Origin of the sequence: Natronomonas sp. (assembly GCF_036625485.1) — an archaeon.
Classification (GTDB): domain Archaea; phylum Halobacteriota; class Halobacteria; order Halobacteriales; family Haloarculaceae; genus Natronomonas.
Genome location: NZ_JAZKTR010000058.1, coordinates 1 through 14,155, shown reverse-complemented (window position 1 = coordinate 14,155; position 14,155 = coordinate 1). Strand labels below are relative to the sequence as shown.

Here is a 14,155-nt window from a genome sequence, read left to right as displayed (position 1 = left end):
GTCGAGCGCCACTACTACGTCAACGACGCCGGCCGCCAGATCGCCGTCTTCACGTGGGCCTACGAGACCTTCGACGAATCCGACCTCCCCGAACCGGCCCGGGACCGCGCCGAGTACCGCATGGTCCGCTACTACCGGAAGGGCAACGCATACCTCGAAAACGCCGACCCCGAGGCAGTCGAGGCCGCCGAAGACGAGATTCAGGCCATCCTGCAGGGCCTCGAAGAGGGCGACGAGGCCGTCTACGAGCGCGTCGAGGAGGTCGTCGATGCAGTCCTTGGCGGGATGAAGGAGTGTCTCGGTCGCCTGCCCGCCGAGTTCGACGAGTTCGTCAAGGAGACCCGCTTCATGCGCGATGGCTCCACCGACGACATCGTCGCCCGACTCAAAGAACACGACCAGGCCGTCTACGAGGAGGACGCCTGGCAACTCGAGTTCGAGGACATCGACAAGAACCTCGTCTTCCTCCGCGCGGACGGCACCTCGCTGTATACCACCCGTGACCTCGCCCACCACGAGTGGAAGTTCGACAACTTCGACCGCGCCGTCACCGTCCTCGGCGAGGACCACAAACTCCAGGCCGACCAACTGCAGTCGGCCCTCGAACTGCTGGGCAACGACACCGACCAACTGGCGAACGTCATCTACTCCTACGTCAACCTCCCCGAGGGCAAGATGTCCACCCGGAAGGGCACCGGCGTCCAACTGGACGACCTCCTCGACGAGGCCATCGCACGCGCCCGCGAGGAAGTCGAGGACCGCGTCGAGGACCGCCTCCGGGACGACGAACTGGACGAAGAGGATATCGAGCGCATCGCCCGGCAGGTCGGCGTCGGCGCCGTCCGCTACGATATCGTCTCCAAACAGCCCACCAAGGGCATCACCTTCGAATGGGAGCAGGCACTCGACTTCGAGGCCCAGTCGGCCCCCTACGTCCAGTACGTCCACGCGCGCTGTTGTGGCATCTTGGATGAGGCCGGCGACGTCGAACCCGTCGCCGATACCGACTACCTGACGACCGACGCCGAACGCGACCTCATCCGTGCCGTTGCGCGTCTTCCCGGCGTCATCGACGAGGCCGCCGAGGACCTCGAACCCCACCAACTCGCCACCTACACCCGCGAACTCGCCGACCGATTCAACACCTTCTATCGGGAGTGTCCCGTCCTCACCGCCGACGACGAGGACACCCGTGCCGCGCGCCTGGCGCTCGTCGCCGCCTCCAAACACGCGATGGCCAACGCGCTCGACGTGCTCGGTGTCGAAGCACCCACGTCGATGTAGAACTGGCCGACTGTTTATAAGCGATAGCGCGACCAGACAGCCCGTGACCTGACGAGTCGCCGGCTATCCGCCGGGGCAGTTGCGTGGAATACGGATGGTCGACCGGGAGTGTTCCACCTGTTCGCCACCGAAACCCACAGGGGCACGTCCGCCGACCTACTGGTATGGACCTCGCCTGCCCGGAGTGCGGTCGGACCTACGCCGACCGCTGGCGCTGTGAATGCGGCGAACCGCTGACGTTCGCCGACCAGCCACTCCCGTCGGTCGATTCGCCCGAGAAAGCGCCCCTCGACCCTCGCGACGGCCTGTGGGCCTTCGAGGAGTTCCTGCCCGTCGGCGCGAAATCCGAGGACCGCGTCACGCTCGGAGAGGGCTACACGCCGCTGGTCGAGGCGCCCGACTGGGACGTGACGTTCAAACTGGAGTACGTCTTTCCGACCGGTTCGTTCAAGGACCGCGGCGCGACGACGACGCTCACCCGCGCGAAGGAGGTCGGCGCCGACCGCGTCGTCGAGGATTCCTCCGGTAACGCCGGCGCCGCTATCGCCACCTACGCGGCGCGGGCGGACCTCCCCGCCGAGATCTACGTTCCCGCGGGCGTCAAGGAGTCCAAGGTCAAGGCCATCCGTCGTGCCGGCGCGGCGGTCACCCGCGTCGAAGGAACGCGACAGGACGTCACCGATGCCTGCATCGACGCGGTCAAAGACGGCGACGCGTGGTATGCCAGCCACGCGTGGAACCCCGCCTTCTTTGCTGGGACGGCGACCTTCGCCTACGAGGTGGCCCACCAGCGCGACTGGTCGGTCCCGGATGCCGTCGTCACACCGCTGGGCCACGGCACGCTGTTCCTCGGTGCCTACTACGGGTTCCGAGCGCTTCGGGACGCGGGCTGGACCGACCGTATGCCGAAACTCCTTGGCGCACAGGCGGCGGGGTACGCACCTATCGCCGCGGAACTCCACGGCGAAAGCGCTGTGGAAGGACACAACGATATCGCGGACGGAATCCAGATCCAAGAGCCGGTGCAACGGCATCACATCCTCGACGCGATCGAGGAAACGGATGGCGATGCCATCGCGCTCTCCGAGAGGACTGTCGCAACCGAACTGGAGCGCCTTCACGCGGCCGGCTTCTACACTGAATCGACCTGCGCGGTTGCGCCCGCGGCGCTTCGAGCATACCGAGACCGGGGGGTCATCGAACCGACCGACGACGTAGTCGTGCCGCTGACCGGCAGCGGCCTGAAAGGGTAACGGCGCTTACTACTCCGACGACTCGTTCGAGCCGTCCGCCTCGTCTATTTTTCGGGATGGATCTGCGCATCGAACCCGCCGCGAATCAGGGGTTTGGCGATATGGCGTCGTGCTCGTGGTGGCACCTCGTACCAGCCGATCTCGAGGTCGCGCTCGATCCGCCGTTCGGCCTTCCCCTCGGTGTCGGTTCCACACTCCCGACAGCGATAGCCCTGTCCGCGGCCCGCCGATTTCATGGTTCGGCCACAGTCGGGACAGGTCGGTGTCACCAGTTCCGTCCGGTTCAACTCCCGGACGGCGAACTTCTCCAGTTTCAGGGTTCCGTTGCTTACCTCGCCGCAGACGGTGAGCCGGTCGCCCACACGGAGGTTTCGGACCCGGTCGCGGAACCGCTTGGTCGGTTCGAAGGCCGCACACGCGAGGCTATCGTCGACGTCCTCGATGCCGAAGAAGACGTGGCCCCCCCGGCGCGTTTCCGGTGCGTCGGCGACGCGGCCGTCGAGCCGATACGCGTGGCCGTCTCGTGCAGTCGAGACGGCACCATCCCGGAGATGGGCGTCGGTCCCCTGGTTCGTTACGAACGTCCGCGAGCGGTCGACCGACTCGCTTTCGATGTGGTCGGAAACAGCACTGCAGGCTTCGGGGTCGTCTCCGCGGATGCCATATAGAACGGGCCCCGGCGTTCGCGGGACACAGACGGCTTCCCCGCTCCCGCGGTCGACGGTATCCCACACGTCCGGGTAGTGGGCGTCGGCGGCCTCGAAGACCGAATCGACGTCCACCTCCCGGTCGGTCCCCCAGCGATCCGGCTCCCGATAGGTGATGTGCTCGTAGGTCCAGTCGGTGAAGCCACGCCACGCGCCGACCGCCGCAAGCGCGCCGATGACACCGCGGCCGTTCTTCCATCCACGAGCGCGGTAGCCGGCGGTTTCGATGTGCTCGCGGGCGTCCGTGCGGGTGTGGTGGCCCCGGGCCGCCTCACGGGCGAAACGCATGACCTTGCCCGGAACGTCGCTCGGATTGCCGGGCGCGACGACGATACCGGGGTTGGTCCGTTCGTCGGCGGTTTCGGCGATGTCGCTGACGACGCCTTCGGCGACATCGAAGGCCGTCTCGATGGGAGCGTCGGTGTGAACAGCCAGTGCCGCGTTCCCTCGGGTCTTGTGTTCGACTGCCGGATTACAGCGGATCAGGAGGACTCGATCGACGGTCAATCCCGTCTCTGCCAGTCGGCGAGCGACGGTGTCGGCGACGTAGGTCGTACACATCCCGCGTTCCCGGGAATCCGTATCGTCAAGGCCGAGGACGGTCACTACCGACCGTAGACAGCCCTGTCCCAACGGGGTTTCGATTGCTGCCGTCTGGGTACCCACTCCCATCGATGGCCGATAACCGCCGGATAGCGACGGTCTGAACGGGGAAACACATTTAAGCGGCGAAACGCTTACATACCTCTATGTCACGGTCCGCACTGGTCGGTAACATCACCGCGATGCTCGACGACGCTGGCTTCACGGTGAGCGACCGGTGTGCCATCCGGCCAAAGAGCTTCGATATCGCCGCTCGACGCGGTGACGACGTGTTGCTGTTGAAGATTCTGGCGAACATCGACGCCTTCGACGGCTACACCGGCGCCGAGATGCGCCGACTGGGCGAATACCTGGATGCTACCCCTATCGTCATCGGGCTCCGGACCCGCGACGAGGACCTGAAACCCGGCGTCGTATACTTCCGACACGGCGTTCCGGTGTTCTCGCCGGAGACAGCGATGGACCTCTTCATCGAGGCGGTACCGCCGCTCATCTATGCCGCCCCCGGCGGACTCTACGTCAACATCGACGGTGAACTGCTCTCGGATGCCCGCTCCGAGCGGGACTGGTCGCTCGGCAAACTCGCCAGCGAACTCGGCGTCTCGCGACGTACCGTCTCGAAGTACGAGGACGGGATGAACGCCTCCGTCGAGGTCGCCGCGGAACTGGAGGACCTCTTCGACCAACCGCTGGCCAGTCCTGTCGCAGTCCTCGAAGGCGCCGACGAGGTGCGAGACGAGATGGATGACCCCGACGAACCGGAGGCCGACCCGGACGACTCCCATCTCATCACCGTCCTCACCCGCGTCGGCTTCGAGGTACACCCGACGATGCGCGCACCGTTCAAGGCGGTCAGCGAGGACGAACAGCGCGAACGGAAGATGCTCACCGGGCACTCGGATTTCAACCGTACCGCCGAAAAGCGTGCCCGCATCATGTCCTCCGTCGGCGAGGTAACTCGAACCCGCTCCGTGTACGTCGTCGACCGTGCGCGACAGGATTCCGTCGAAGGAACTGCCCTCATCGAACGGGGCGAGATCGAACACATCACCGACCCCGACGAACTGGAAGACCTAATCCGCGAGCGCGCGGAGATGGAAGCCTGACCGCTCGCCGTTTTCGTGCTTTCGCTCCCGTAGAGTCATCTCCGAGTTTCCTGTCGGTATCGGTCGTTCCCTGATGACAGCCAACTGATTTCCTATAGCTGGATGTGGTTTATTTACTCTCCCGAGGGTATCCGAACCGTCGGTCCAAGGAAGCCGAAGGGCGTTTCAACCGGCGCGCCGGAGATTCGGGTATGACGGAAACGATACGGCTGGCGACTCGCGGGTCCGATCTCGCGTTGCGGCAGGCCCAATCGGTGGCCGACCAGTTACGGGGTCGCCGCCGGGAGGTCGAACTCGTGGAGGTGTCGACGACCGGCGACGAGGTACGGGACGAACTCATCCACCGGCTCGGCAAGACCGGCGCGTTCGTCCGCAGCCTCGACGAGAAAGTCCTCGACGGCGAGGTGGATGCGGCCGTCCACTCGTTGAAGGACATGCCGACGGAATTCCCGGAGAATCTCGTTGTCGCGGGCCTGCCCGAACGCGCGGCACCGGGCGACGTACTCCTCACTCCGGAGGGCACGACGCTAGAGGACCTGCCCGACGGCGCGACGGTCGGTACCTCCAGCCTCCGCCGGAAAGCGCAGTTGCTCGCCGCCCGCCCGGACCTCGATGTCCAACCCCTTCGAGGGAACGTCGATACGCGCGTCCAGAAACTGTTGGCGCCGACCCTACAGGCCGAACACGAGCGTCGCGTCAAGGCCGAGGAAGGCGAAATCGAGGCGTCGTTCAACCGGAGCGTCGACGATTGGTTCGACGACCTCACCGAACTCGAACGGCAGGCACTCGGCCGCGAACCCGAAACGGAATTCGACGCCATCGTACTGGCAGAGGCCGGCCTCGAACGGAGTAACCTGCTGTCACAACTCGACTACGAGCGCCTCCCGGAGACGTTCGTCCCCGCACCGGGCCAGGGGACCATCGCGGTGACGGCCCGCGACGGCGAACTCGCGGAGCGACTCCACGCGGACCTCGATCACCCCCGGACGCGGGTCGAAACCACCGTCGAGCGGACGATTCTCGGTACGCTCGGTGGTGGATGTGTCGCACCTATCGGAGTTTATGCGGTCCTCCAGGGGGAGTTCGTCCATACGCGTGTGCGCGTCCTCTCACAGGACGGTACCGAGGAGATCGAGGCGACGAAAGACGTCCCGGCCGAAAAGCATCCGTCGGCCGCCCGGGAGTTCGCGGCGGAACTGGCCGATCGAGGGGCTGCCGAGCTCATCGAACGGGCCCGCAAGGAGACCGGTGAATGACGGGGAAGGTCTACCTCGTCGGAAGCGGCCCCGGTGACCCCGACCTGTTGACGGTCAAAGCAAAGCGACTCATCGACGAGGCCGATGTCGTCCTCCACGACAAACTACCTGGCCCGGAAATCCTCGGTTCCATCCCCGAGGCCAAACGCGAGGACGTGGGCAAGCGAGCCGACGGCGAACGCACCTCACAGGAGTACACCAACCGGCGCCTCGTCGAACTGGCCGAGGAGGGCAAGACCGTCGTCCGCCTCAAAGGCGGCGACCCGTTCGTCTTCGGTCGCGGCGGCGAGGAGGCCGAGCATCTCGCGGCCAACGAGATCCCCTTCGAGTACGTGCCCGGAATCACGAGCGCCATCGCTGGCCCCGGCGTCGCCGGGATTCCGGTCACCCACCGCGACCACGCTTCGTCGGTGACGTTCGTCACCGGCCACGAGGACCCGACCAAAGACGAATCCGCCGTCGACTGGGAGGCGCTGGCGGCGACCGGCGGGACCCTCGTCGTGCTGATGGGCGTCGGCAAGTTGCCGATGTACACCGGCGAGTTGCTTTCGGCAGGGATGGCCCCCGACACGCCAGTCGCCTTGGTCGAACGGGCGACATGGGCCGACCAGCGGGTCGCAGTCGGAACGCTGGAGACCATCGTCGAGGTGCGTGACGAGGAAGGCATCGAACCGCCGGCGATCACCGTTATCGGCGGCGTTGCGGCTTCACGAGAGCGAGTCAAAGCGTTCCTGCAGAACGGGCGCAATCCGGTCGAGGAGAGGTGATGAAGTATATGATGATATATCAAATCGGATTCGAACGGCAAATGGAGGCCACGAACAATGCGTAAGATCGCGTTCTTCCGTCCCGACGACGAGCGAGCTGCCGAAGCGGCCGAGATCGTCAGCGAACTCGGCCACGAACCGGTTTCGGACCCGATGCTCGAAGTCGACCCAACGGGCGAAGCGCCCCGGAACGACGCCGACTACACGGTGTTGACGAGCAAGACGGGAGTCGAACTCGCCGCCGAGGCCGGGTGGGAGCCACGCGGCGAGATAACTGCCATCGGTTCGCCGACCGCCGATGTGTTGCGTTCGGCGGGCTACAGCGTCGACCACGTCCCCGAGGAGTTCTCCTCGACAGGGTTGGTCACCCATATGCGTGATATGGTCGAGGGGTCGCGCGTCGAAGTCGCCCGCTCGGACCACGGGTCGCCGGTCCTGACCGATGGGCTGGAGGACGCCGGCGCGTACGTCCACGAAACGGTGCTCTATCGTCTGGTTCGTCCGCCGGAGGCGGGGAAATCGGCCGAACTGGCCGCCGACGGCGAACTCGGCGGTGCCTGCTTTACCTCCTCTTTGACCGTCGAACACTTCCTCGATGCCGCCGACGAGCGGGGCATCCGAGCGGAGGCCGTCACCGGCCTGAATCAGGCCGTCGTCGGCGCGATCGGCGACCCGACCGCCGCGACGGCCGAGGCCAACGGCATCGACGTCGACATCGTTCCCGAGGTAGCGGAGTTCGAAGTGCTCGCCGAAGCCGTCGCCGACCGGCTCTAATCAAGCGGCTTCCGCATTATTATGGATTCGACCTCGGTGTCGGCGGTCGTCGTGTTCGTAACCCGTTCGACCCGCTCGTAGCCAGCGGCCTCGTAGAAACCGACCGCGTTCAGTACCGCTTCGAGGCAACTGATTTCCACGCCGAGGTCCCGGAGGCGCGTTTCACACTCCTCCAGAAGCGCGGTGCCGATTCCCGCCCCACCGTGTTCCGGGGCGACGAACAGTGCCTCGATCTTCTCGTCAGCACGGTCGAGTTCCGCGAATCCGGCTACCTCGCCGTCGACTTCGGCGACGAGCAGGTCCGTCGTCGGATCATCGACGGCCTGCTCGTAGCGCGCCACGCCCTCGGTTTTGGCCGCCCACGCCGCCACCTGCCGGTCGCTGTAGGCGTTCGGCCCGTGTTCGATGATGGCGCCGACGTGGACGAGCATGACCGCTTCGCAGTCCTCGCGTTCGGCCGGGCGGATACGCATGGGAGAACCGACTGTGCGGAGGTTTAAATTCTATACTGCATTAGCAACCCTACGATGAGTCTCGCCGACGCTCCCGTTCCGACGCTACAGGCTCGCGCCGAGGCGTGTGCCGAACGGCTCCTCCAGGCCGACCGCGTGCTGCTCGCCTCCCATATCGACGCCGACGGCCTGACGAGCGCCGCCGTCGCGTCGACGGCGCTGGAGCGGGCGGGACTGGCCTTCGAGACGGTCTTCGAGAAGCAACTCGACGCCGACTCAATCGCCGGAATCGCCGAACGGGACTACGACACGGTGCTTTTCACCGACTTCGGGAGCGGCCAACTCGACATCATCGCCGACCACGAGGATGCAGGCGATTTCACGCCGGTCATCGCCGACCACCACCAGCCGGCCGAGGCCGAGACGGGGTTCCATCTCAACCCCCTGCTGGAGGGCATCGACGGCGCCTCGGAGATGTCCGGCGCGGGTGCGGCGTACGTGCTCGCGCGAGCGCTCGCGGCCAACTCCGGGCAGGACGAACGGCTGGACAACCGCGATCTGGCCGCGCTCGCCGTGGTCGGCGCGGTCGGCGACATGCAGGCCTCGAGCGGCGAACTCCACGGCGCCAACAGCGAGATCGTCGCCGACGGCGTCGACGCCGGCGTTCTCGAAGAGACCAAGGACCTCGCGGTCTACGGCAAGCAGACCCGACCCCTGCCCAAACTCCTCGAGTTCGCCTCCGACGTACGGATTCCCGGAGTCACGAACGACGAACGGGGTGCCGTCTCGTTTCTCGACGACCTCGATGTCGAGTGTCGGGCCGACGGGTCGTGGAAACGGTGGGTCGACCTGACCGACGACGAACGGCAGACGGTCGCCAGCGCCCTGGTCCAACACGCCGTCGGCCGTGGCGTCCCGGCGTTCAAGATCGACCGCCTCGTCGGGACGACCTACCTCCTCCGGGAGGAAGCGGTCGGCACGGAACTGCGGGACGCAAGCGAGTTCTCGACGCTCCTGAACGCGACGGCTCGCTACGAGCGCGCGGACGTGGGCCTGGCTGTCTGTCTCGGCGACCGCGACAGTGCCTACGACCGCGCCAAGGAACTCCTGCGGAACCACCGCCGGAACCTCTCGGAGGGTATCGAATGGGTCGAGCAGAACGGCGTCACGACCGAAGACCACCTCCAGTGGTTCGATTCGGGCGAGGAGATCCGCGAGACCATCGTCGGCATCATCGCGGGGATGTCGATGGGTGCAGACGGCGTCTCCCGCGATATGCCCATCATCGCCTTCGCTCGGAAGAACGACGAGGAGACGAAGGTGTCGAGCCGTGGGACGGGTCCGCTCGTGAGTCAGGGATTGGATCTCTCTGTCGTGATGCGGGAGGCCTCACAGGCCGTCGGCGGCGACGGCGGAGGCCACGACGTCGCGGCGGGTGCAACGATTCCGGCCGGCGAGGAGAAAGCGTTTATCGACCACGCCGACCGCATCGTCGGCGAACAGTTGTGACGCCGGTTTGCCGGGGCCGGGAGGCGACGATCAGTTCAGAACGCGAGCGAGATGCTTCCGAAGAAGCCGACCGTGACGATGAGGCGGCCCAGACTTCCGACAAACGTCGCCGCGGCGAACCGGACGTAGTCCCGTTCGAGTACGGCGAAGGCGTAGATCGAGATGGTGTCGGGGAAGAAGGGGACGGACAGCGCGAGCGCGAGGCCGCCGTACCCGTAGCGCTGGGCGAGTTGGACGGAACGCCGCTCCGACCATTCGAGTATATCCCACCGCGACCGGCGTAACCACCGAACGATCGGCCCGGCGCGTTTGACCTCTTGGCCGATGTGGAACGCCAATACGCTTCCGGCGGCCTTCCCGACGGCGCTTACGAGCATGATACTCCCGAGACTGGCCCACGTCGGAAGGCCGAGATCCAGCGGCGCGACGAGGACGACCTCGCTCGGGCCCGGAAGCACGAACGCGATCAGAAACGAGTACACGAAGATGATGCCCATGCCGGGCCACCCGGTCGCTGACTCGATGAGCGTCTCCGCACCCCCCATGAGGGAAAACAGTAGCGAACCCAGCGGTAGTGACAGTGCTATGGGCAAGTCGTTAGGTAATCCGTCTTTCCCGTCCGGCTAGTACGTGTCGATGTCGGACGCTGATGCCGATTATGGTGTATGACCGTCTCTATCACAGCATGACTCGCCGCTCGTATTCGACGACGCGCCTGTGGTCTCGCCTGATCACTCCTGTTTCCCATATTCGTAATTCTATATCGCGACATATAGTTTATGCTGGGGTTCCTGCCATGCTTTTTATACCTTGTTCGGCCGTGCGGGCGGTATGACGGTCCACTACGAGCGAGAGGGACCGGTCGCCGTCGTCAGGGTCGACCGGCCGGAGCGACGCAACGCTATCGACAACGCGACAGCGAAGGAACTGGGCGAGGCGTGGGAACGCTTCGATGAGGACGACGACGCGCTCGTCGGCGTGTTGACCGGCAGCGAGGGCACCTTCTCCGCGGGCGCGGACCTGAAATCGATGGACTTGCAGGACCGCCCCGATGGCTGGCTCGGATTCACGCGCAAGCGGGTCTCCAAGCCGACCATCGCCGCCATCGAGGGCCACTGTGTCGCCGGCGGCCTGGAGATGGCGCTGTGGTGTGACCTCCGGGTCGCCAGCGAAACCGCCACGTTCGGCTGTTTCGAACGCCGATTCGGCGTGCCGCTGGTCGATGGCGGCACCCAGCGACTCCCGCATATCGTCGGTCTCGGACGAGCACTCGAACTCATCCTGACCGGGCGCGAACTGGACCCACGAACAGCCAAGGAGTGGGGACTCGTCAACCGCCTCGCCGACGAGGGTGCGGCGCTCGATGCGGCCGTCGAACTCGGTGAGGTAATCGCCGGGTTCCCACAGGAGACCGTTCGAACCGACCGGCAGGCGGTCTACGACGGCCTTGGAGAATCCCTCGAACGAGGCTTAGCCGTCGAGGGCTGGCACGGCTCCCGGGCGCTGGAAACCGCACACGAAGGTGCCGACCGGTTCGCCGGCGGCGAAGGCCGGAGCGGCGAAGGGGTACCGGACGAGGAGTGACGCCCGCAGGCGAACAACGCGGCGATCAGCCGCCCAGTCCCGTCGCGGGCCCGAGAACGGGGGCGTAGCCGACGACCGAAAGCACCGCGAGGGTCAGCACGGCCAGAAAGAGGGCGTAGGTGGCGGCCTTCGCGGGGTGTGGTTTGATGCCGAGGCGTGGGCCCGTGGTCGGCCCCGATTCGGGCATCGCTGATTCGGCCGGTTCGGTCGGTCCCTCGCCGATGTCGATCGGTTCGAAGCCCGACTCGCCCGAGGCGAGCCACTCGACGAACTCGAACTCGCCGTATTCGCGGTCGGCAGTGGTCGGTTCGGGTGTCGGCTGGGTCGCCGTTTCGACATCGATTTCGCTCTCGGCCTCCGAGTCGCCGTCGAACTCGTCGTTCGTGACGCTCGGCGGCAGGAACGCGTACACGTAGAACTCCCGCAGTCGCTCCCGCAGTTCCCCCCAATCGACCGGGCCCTCTCGGTCGGTCGACATCAGCGACCACCTCCGGGGCTAGCACCACTTGATAACGTCCGACGGCGTCCAAGCATGTGCCACTATCCCACAGCCGTATCGAAAAGGGTTGCCCCGAGTATTCGCCATACTATTTAAGCGGCTACAGGTCGGTCTCGTGGAGGTTCGCCTGCCCGGCGTCGCCGAACCACCGGATGACGACGCGCTGGCCCGCCTCGAAGCGTGGGTCGTCGAGTTCCAGTCGGTCACCCGGTCGAATCGTCGTGTTCGTCTCCCACGTCGTCCGATGGACCGTGCGGTCGGGGACGACCGGTCGGTCCTCGTAGACGATGACGGCGAGTTCGCCCGATTCGAACGCGTCGCCATCGACGTATTCCACGACGAGTCGGTCCTCGGCGGGGTCACCGCTCACCTCGAAGGACGCGTCCGGGACGGCCTCTGGCGGCGCTTGCAGTAGCGTCGGGAGCAGCCAGAGGCCGACGGCGACGACGGCAACCAAAACCAGTGCGACCGCGGGGGCGCGACGCATTCGAGGGGTTCGCTCCGATCCTCGCTACTCCTCTCGGAGTAGCCGGTCGACGATCTCGTCGGGGTCGAACCGTTCGAGGTGGTCGTAGCCCTGTCCGGTGCCGAGGAAGAGGATCGGCTTGCCGGTGACGTGAGCGATGGAGATGGCCGCACCGCCCTGGGAGTCGGCGTCGGCCTTCGTGAGTACGACGCCGTCGATCTCGGCGGCGTCGTTGAACTCCTTGGCGCGGTTCGTCGCGTCCTGGCCGGCGACGGCCTCGTCGACGAACAGCGTCAGGTCGGGATCGACCACGCGGTCGATCTTCTCCAGTTGGGCCATCAGGTCGTTCGAGGTGTGGAGGCGACCGGCGGTGTCGCCCAACACGACGTCGACGTCGTTGGCCTCGGCGTACTCGACGGCGTCGTAGATGACCGCCGCCGGGTCGCCGCCCTGCTCGTGGGTGATGATCTTCGTATCGAGGGCGTCGGCGTGCTCCTCGATCTGCTCGTTGGCGCCCGCCCGGTAGGTGTCGCCGTTGGCCATCACCGACGAGTAGCCGCGCTCCTCGAGCCACCGAGACATCTTCGCGATGGTGGTGGTCTTGCCGACGCCGTTGACGCCGGTGAAGACGACGACTGCGGGCTTGTCGGTCTCGGCGATGCGCTCTTCGAAGTCGAACTGGCCGACGCTGATGACATCCCGAAGCGCGTCGGCGATGGCGCGTTCGACCACCTGCTCGCCCGACTCGACCTGCTTGCGGGTCGCACCGACCAGTTCCTCGCGGATGCGGTCGGTGATCGCGCTGGCGACACTCATCTCCACGTCGCCCTGTAGGAGTTCGAGTTCGAGCTGTTCGAGGGGCTCTTCGAGTTCCTCCTCGGTGATGACCGTCCGACCGGTCGCCGCGAGGGCGGCCTTCTTCGCGAGGCCGGGGCCGTCGTCTTCGTCGTCCTTTTCGGGCTCTGCAGCCGGCTCTTCGGCCGTCTCGGCCGACTCCTCGTCGAGCGCTTCGCCCTCCTCGGCTTCGGGCTCGTCGGATTCCTCCTCGACGTCGTCCTTGAACCGGCCGAGTTTATCCTTCAGTCCGTCGAACATCTACCCTATTCGTCTTCCTGCTGCATCTGCTGTTGCATCTGCTGCATCTGCTGTTGCTGCATCTCCTGGGCCTTCTCCTCGAGGTCCGAGGTCTCCTCCTCGACCTCCTCGATCTCGGCTTCGAGTTCCGCGATGCGGTCGTCGAGGGTGTCCTTCTTGGTTTCGAGGGATTCGACTGCGCCTTCGCTGTCTCGCTCCGCGGCGTAGCCGCCGCCCAATCCGACGACGACCTCGTCCATGTTCTGGACCTCCGCGCGGACGTAGGCGCCGCCGCCGAGGGGAACCTGTACGGTCGAACCGCTTTCGAGCGTCTCGATGGCCTCGATGGCTTCGTCGATCTCGTCCTGCTCGTTTTCGACGTTCCGAATCTCGGCCTTGATGGCCTCTTTTTCCTCTTCGAGGGCCTGCATCTGCTGCTGGATCTGCTGCATTGCGCCGCCGCCACCGCCGCCACCGAGGCTCATGCGTCCACCTCGGCGATGTCGATCTGGGTACGCTTCAGGCCGTGCTGGGAGCCGAAGTTCGTGTAGACGCGCTCGACAGCCACGTTCTCGTTCGGTGCGTCGATCTGCTTTTCGAAGTCCTGCTCGCCGAAGCGAGCGGGGAAGGAACCGCGGACAGTAAACTCACTCATATACGTGACACGGCGCGCGAGCGGGAAGTATCTTCCTAACCCGTCTCTGTTGAAGCCAGTGCTGAGGATGTGATTCGGCGCGGTGTTTCTTTATAAATCGAAAGTGGCAACTCCTTGACCGCGAACAGCCGGAAAGCCCTCGGTGGGTTCGCGGTCGCTAAGCGGG

General features: G+C 65.7%; 16 protein-coding genes. 8 read left to right on the top strand and 8 right to left on the bottom strand.

Going from position 1 to position 14,155, the window contains the following annotated elements; translation table 11 throughout:
• A partial coding sequence (gene argS, locus V5A53_RS07630) for an arginine--tRNA ligase (RefSeq protein ID WP_332312993.1) occupies window positions 1-1,284 on the top strand: 1,284 nt, incomplete at its 5' end.
• 164 nt (window positions 1,285-1,448) lie between these two features.
• Window positions 1,449-2,537 carry a pyridoxal-phosphate dependent enzyme gene (locus V5A53_RS07625; protein ID WP_332312992.1) on the top strand — a complete coding sequence of 363 codons (1,089 nt, stop codon included), beginning with the start codon at window positions 1,449-1,451 and terminating at the stop codon, window positions 2,535-2,537.
• 44 nt (window positions 2,538-2,581) lie between these two features.
• Here the strand turns inward: V5A53_RS07625 and V5A53_RS07620 are convergent, their stop codons facing one another.
• Window positions 2,582-3,850 (bottom strand): tRNA(Ile)(2)-agmatinylcytidine synthase, encoded by a 1,269-nt coding sequence (locus V5A53_RS07620; RefSeq protein ID WP_332312994.1) that lies wholly within the window; start codon window positions 3,848-3,850, stop codon window positions 2,582-2,584.
• A gap of 143 nt (window positions 3,851-3,993) precedes the next feature.
• On the opposite strand from V5A53_RS07620, the gene V5A53_RS07615 reads away from it, so the two are divergent.
• From V5A53_RS07615 to V5A53_RS07600, 4 genes are all read left to right on the top strand, one after another.
• On the top strand, window positions 3,994-4,953 hold the full coding sequence (locus tag V5A53_RS07615) for a transcriptional regulator (protein WP_332312991.1): 960 nt from the start codon (window positions 3,994-3,996) through the stop codon (window positions 4,951-4,953).
• Between the two features lie 191 nt (window positions 4,954-5,144).
• Window positions 5,145-6,209 (top strand): hydroxymethylbilane synthase, encoded by a 1,065-nt coding sequence (gene hemC, locus V5A53_RS07610; protein ID WP_332312990.1) that lies wholly within the window; start codon window positions 5,145-5,147, stop codon window positions 6,207-6,209.
• On the top strand, window positions 6,206-6,976 hold the full coding sequence (gene cobA / locus V5A53_RS07605; RefSeq protein ID WP_332312989.1) for a uroporphyrinogen-III C-methyltransferase: 771 nt from the start codon (window positions 6,206-6,208) through the stop codon (window positions 6,974-6,976). Before hemC ends, cobA begins: the two co-directional genes overlap by 4 nt.
• Before the next feature lie 57 nt (window positions 6,977-7,033).
• Window positions 7,034-7,750, top strand: a complete 717-nt coding sequence (locus V5A53_RS07600; protein ID WP_332312988.1) for a uroporphyrinogen-III synthase — start codon at window positions 7,034-7,036, stop codon at window positions 7,748-7,750.
• On the opposite strand, the gene V5A53_RS07595 is transcribed toward V5A53_RS07600, so the two are convergent.
• Window positions 7,747-8,223, bottom strand: coding sequence for a GNAT family N-acetyltransferase (locus tag V5A53_RS07595; protein WP_332312987.1), 477 nt, complete (start codon window positions 8,221-8,223; stop codon window positions 7,747-7,749). The two genes, V5A53_RS07600 and V5A53_RS07595, sit on opposite strands and share 4 nt — an antisense overlap.
• A gap of 54 nt (window positions 8,224-8,277) precedes the next feature.
• Between V5A53_RS07595 and V5A53_RS07590 the strand changes: the two genes are divergently transcribed.
• The gene (locus V5A53_RS07590) at window positions 8,278-9,711 is read left to right on the top strand and encodes a DHH family phosphoesterase (protein ID WP_332312986.1); all 1,434 of its coding nucleotides are present in this window, start codon (window positions 8,278-8,280) and stop codon (window positions 9,709-9,711) included.
• A 35-nt stretch (window positions 9,712-9,746) separates the two neighbouring features.
• On the opposite strand, the gene V5A53_RS07585 is transcribed toward V5A53_RS07590, so the two are convergent.
• Window positions 9,747-10,256, bottom strand: coding sequence for a YqaA family protein (locus V5A53_RS07585; protein WP_332312985.1), 510 nt, complete (start codon window positions 10,254-10,256; stop codon window positions 9,747-9,749).
• A 286-nt stretch (window positions 10,257-10,542) separates the two neighbouring features.
• Between V5A53_RS07585 and V5A53_RS07580 the strand changes: the two genes are divergently transcribed.
• A complete protein-coding gene (locus V5A53_RS07580; protein ID WP_332312984.1) occupies window positions 10,543-11,295 on the top strand; it encodes a crotonase/enoyl-CoA hydratase family protein in 753 nt (250 codons plus the stop codon).
• Window positions 11,296-11,320: 25 nt separating this feature from the next.
• On the opposite strand, the gene V5A53_RS07575 is transcribed toward V5A53_RS07580, so the two are convergent.
• The 5 genes from V5A53_RS07575 to rpl18a all read right to left on the bottom strand — a co-directional run bounded on the left by V5A53_RS07575 (window position 11,321) and on the right by rpl18a (window position 13,989).
• Window positions 11,321-11,773, bottom strand: coding sequence for a hypothetical protein (locus V5A53_RS07575; protein ID WP_332312983.1), 453 nt, complete (start codon window positions 11,771-11,773; stop codon window positions 11,321-11,323).
• A 121-nt stretch (window positions 11,774-11,894) separates the two neighbouring features.
• Window positions 11,895-12,281, bottom strand: a complete 387-nt coding sequence (locus V5A53_RS07570) for a hypothetical protein (protein WP_332312982.1) — start codon at window positions 12,279-12,281, stop codon at window positions 11,895-11,897.
• Window positions 12,282-12,305: 24 nt separating this feature from the next.
• Complete coding sequence (gene ftsY / locus V5A53_RS07565) at window positions 12,306-13,355, bottom strand: signal recognition particle-docking protein FtsY (protein WP_332312981.1); 1,050 nt, start codon at window positions 13,353-13,355, stop codon at window positions 12,306-12,308.
• 5 nt (window positions 13,356-13,360) lie between these two features.
• Window positions 13,361-13,819: a prefoldin subunit alpha gene (pfdA, locus tag V5A53_RS07560; protein WP_332312980.1), complete on the bottom strand. Its 459-nt coding sequence runs from the start codon at window positions 13,817-13,819 to the stop codon at window positions 13,361-13,363.
• A complete protein-coding gene (gene rpl18a, locus V5A53_RS07555; RefSeq protein WP_178289529.1) occupies window positions 13,816-13,989 on the bottom strand; it encodes a 50S ribosomal protein L18Ae in 174 nt (57 codons plus the stop codon). The genes pfdA and rpl18a overlap by 4 nt, the downstream gene beginning before the upstream one ends.
• Window positions 13,990-14,155: the final 166 nt, after the last annotated feature.

Excerpts from the sequence above, each read along its gene's own strand:
- V5A53_RS07590 (WP_332312986.1), top strand. The coding sequence starts at position 8,278 with ATGAGTCTCGCCGACGCTCCCGTTCCGACGCTACAGGCTCGCGCCGAG.
- V5A53_RS07580 (WP_332312984.1), top strand. The coding sequence starts at position 10,543 with ATGACGGTCCACTACGAGCGAGAGGGACCGGTCGCCGTCGTCAGGGTC.
- cobA (WP_332312989.1), top strand. The coding sequence starts at position 6,206 with ATGACGGGGAAGGTCTACCTCGTCGGAAGCGGCCCCGGTGACCCCGAC.
- V5A53_RS07575 (WP_332312983.1), bottom strand. The coding sequence starts at position 11,773 with ATGTCGACCGACCGAGAGGGCCCGGTCGATTGGGGGGAACTGCGGGAG.
- V5A53_RS07625 (WP_332312992.1), top strand. The coding sequence starts at position 1,449 with ATGGACCTCGCCTGCCCGGAGTGCGGTCGGACCTACGCCGACCGCTGG.
- V5A53_RS07585 (WP_332312985.1), bottom strand. The coding sequence starts at position 10,256 with ATGGGGGGTGCGGAGACGCTCATCGAGTCAGCGACCGGGTGGCCCGGC.
- V5A53_RS07600 (WP_332312988.1), top strand. The coding sequence starts at position 7,034 with ATGCGTAAGATCGCGTTCTTCCGTCCCGACGACGAGCGAGCTGCCGAA.
- V5A53_RS07595 (WP_332312987.1), bottom strand. The coding sequence starts at position 8,223 with ATGCGTATCCGCCCGGCCGAACGCGAGGACTGCGAAGCGGTCATGCTC.
- pfdA (WP_332312980.1), bottom strand. The coding sequence starts at position 13,819 with ATGAGCCTCGGTGGCGGCGGTGGCGGCGGCGCAATGCAGCAGATCCAG.
- ftsY (WP_332312981.1), bottom strand. The coding sequence starts at position 13,355 with ATGTTCGACGGACTGAAGGATAAACTCGGCCGGTTCAAGGACGACGTC.
- hemC (WP_332312990.1), top strand. The coding sequence starts at position 5,145 with ATGACGGAAACGATACGGCTGGCGACTCGCGGGTCCGATCTCGCGTTG.
- V5A53_RS07615 (WP_332312991.1), top strand. The coding sequence starts at position 3,994 with ATGTCACGGTCCGCACTGGTCGGTAACATCACCGCGATGCTCGACGAC.
- V5A53_RS07570 (WP_332312982.1), bottom strand. The coding sequence starts at position 12,281 with ATGCGTCGCGCCCCCGCGGTCGCACTGGTTTTGGTTGCCGTCGTCGCC.
- rpl18a (WP_178289529.1), bottom strand. The coding sequence starts at position 13,989 with ATGAGTGAGTTTACTGTCCGCGGTTCCTTCCCCGCTCGCTTCGGCGAG.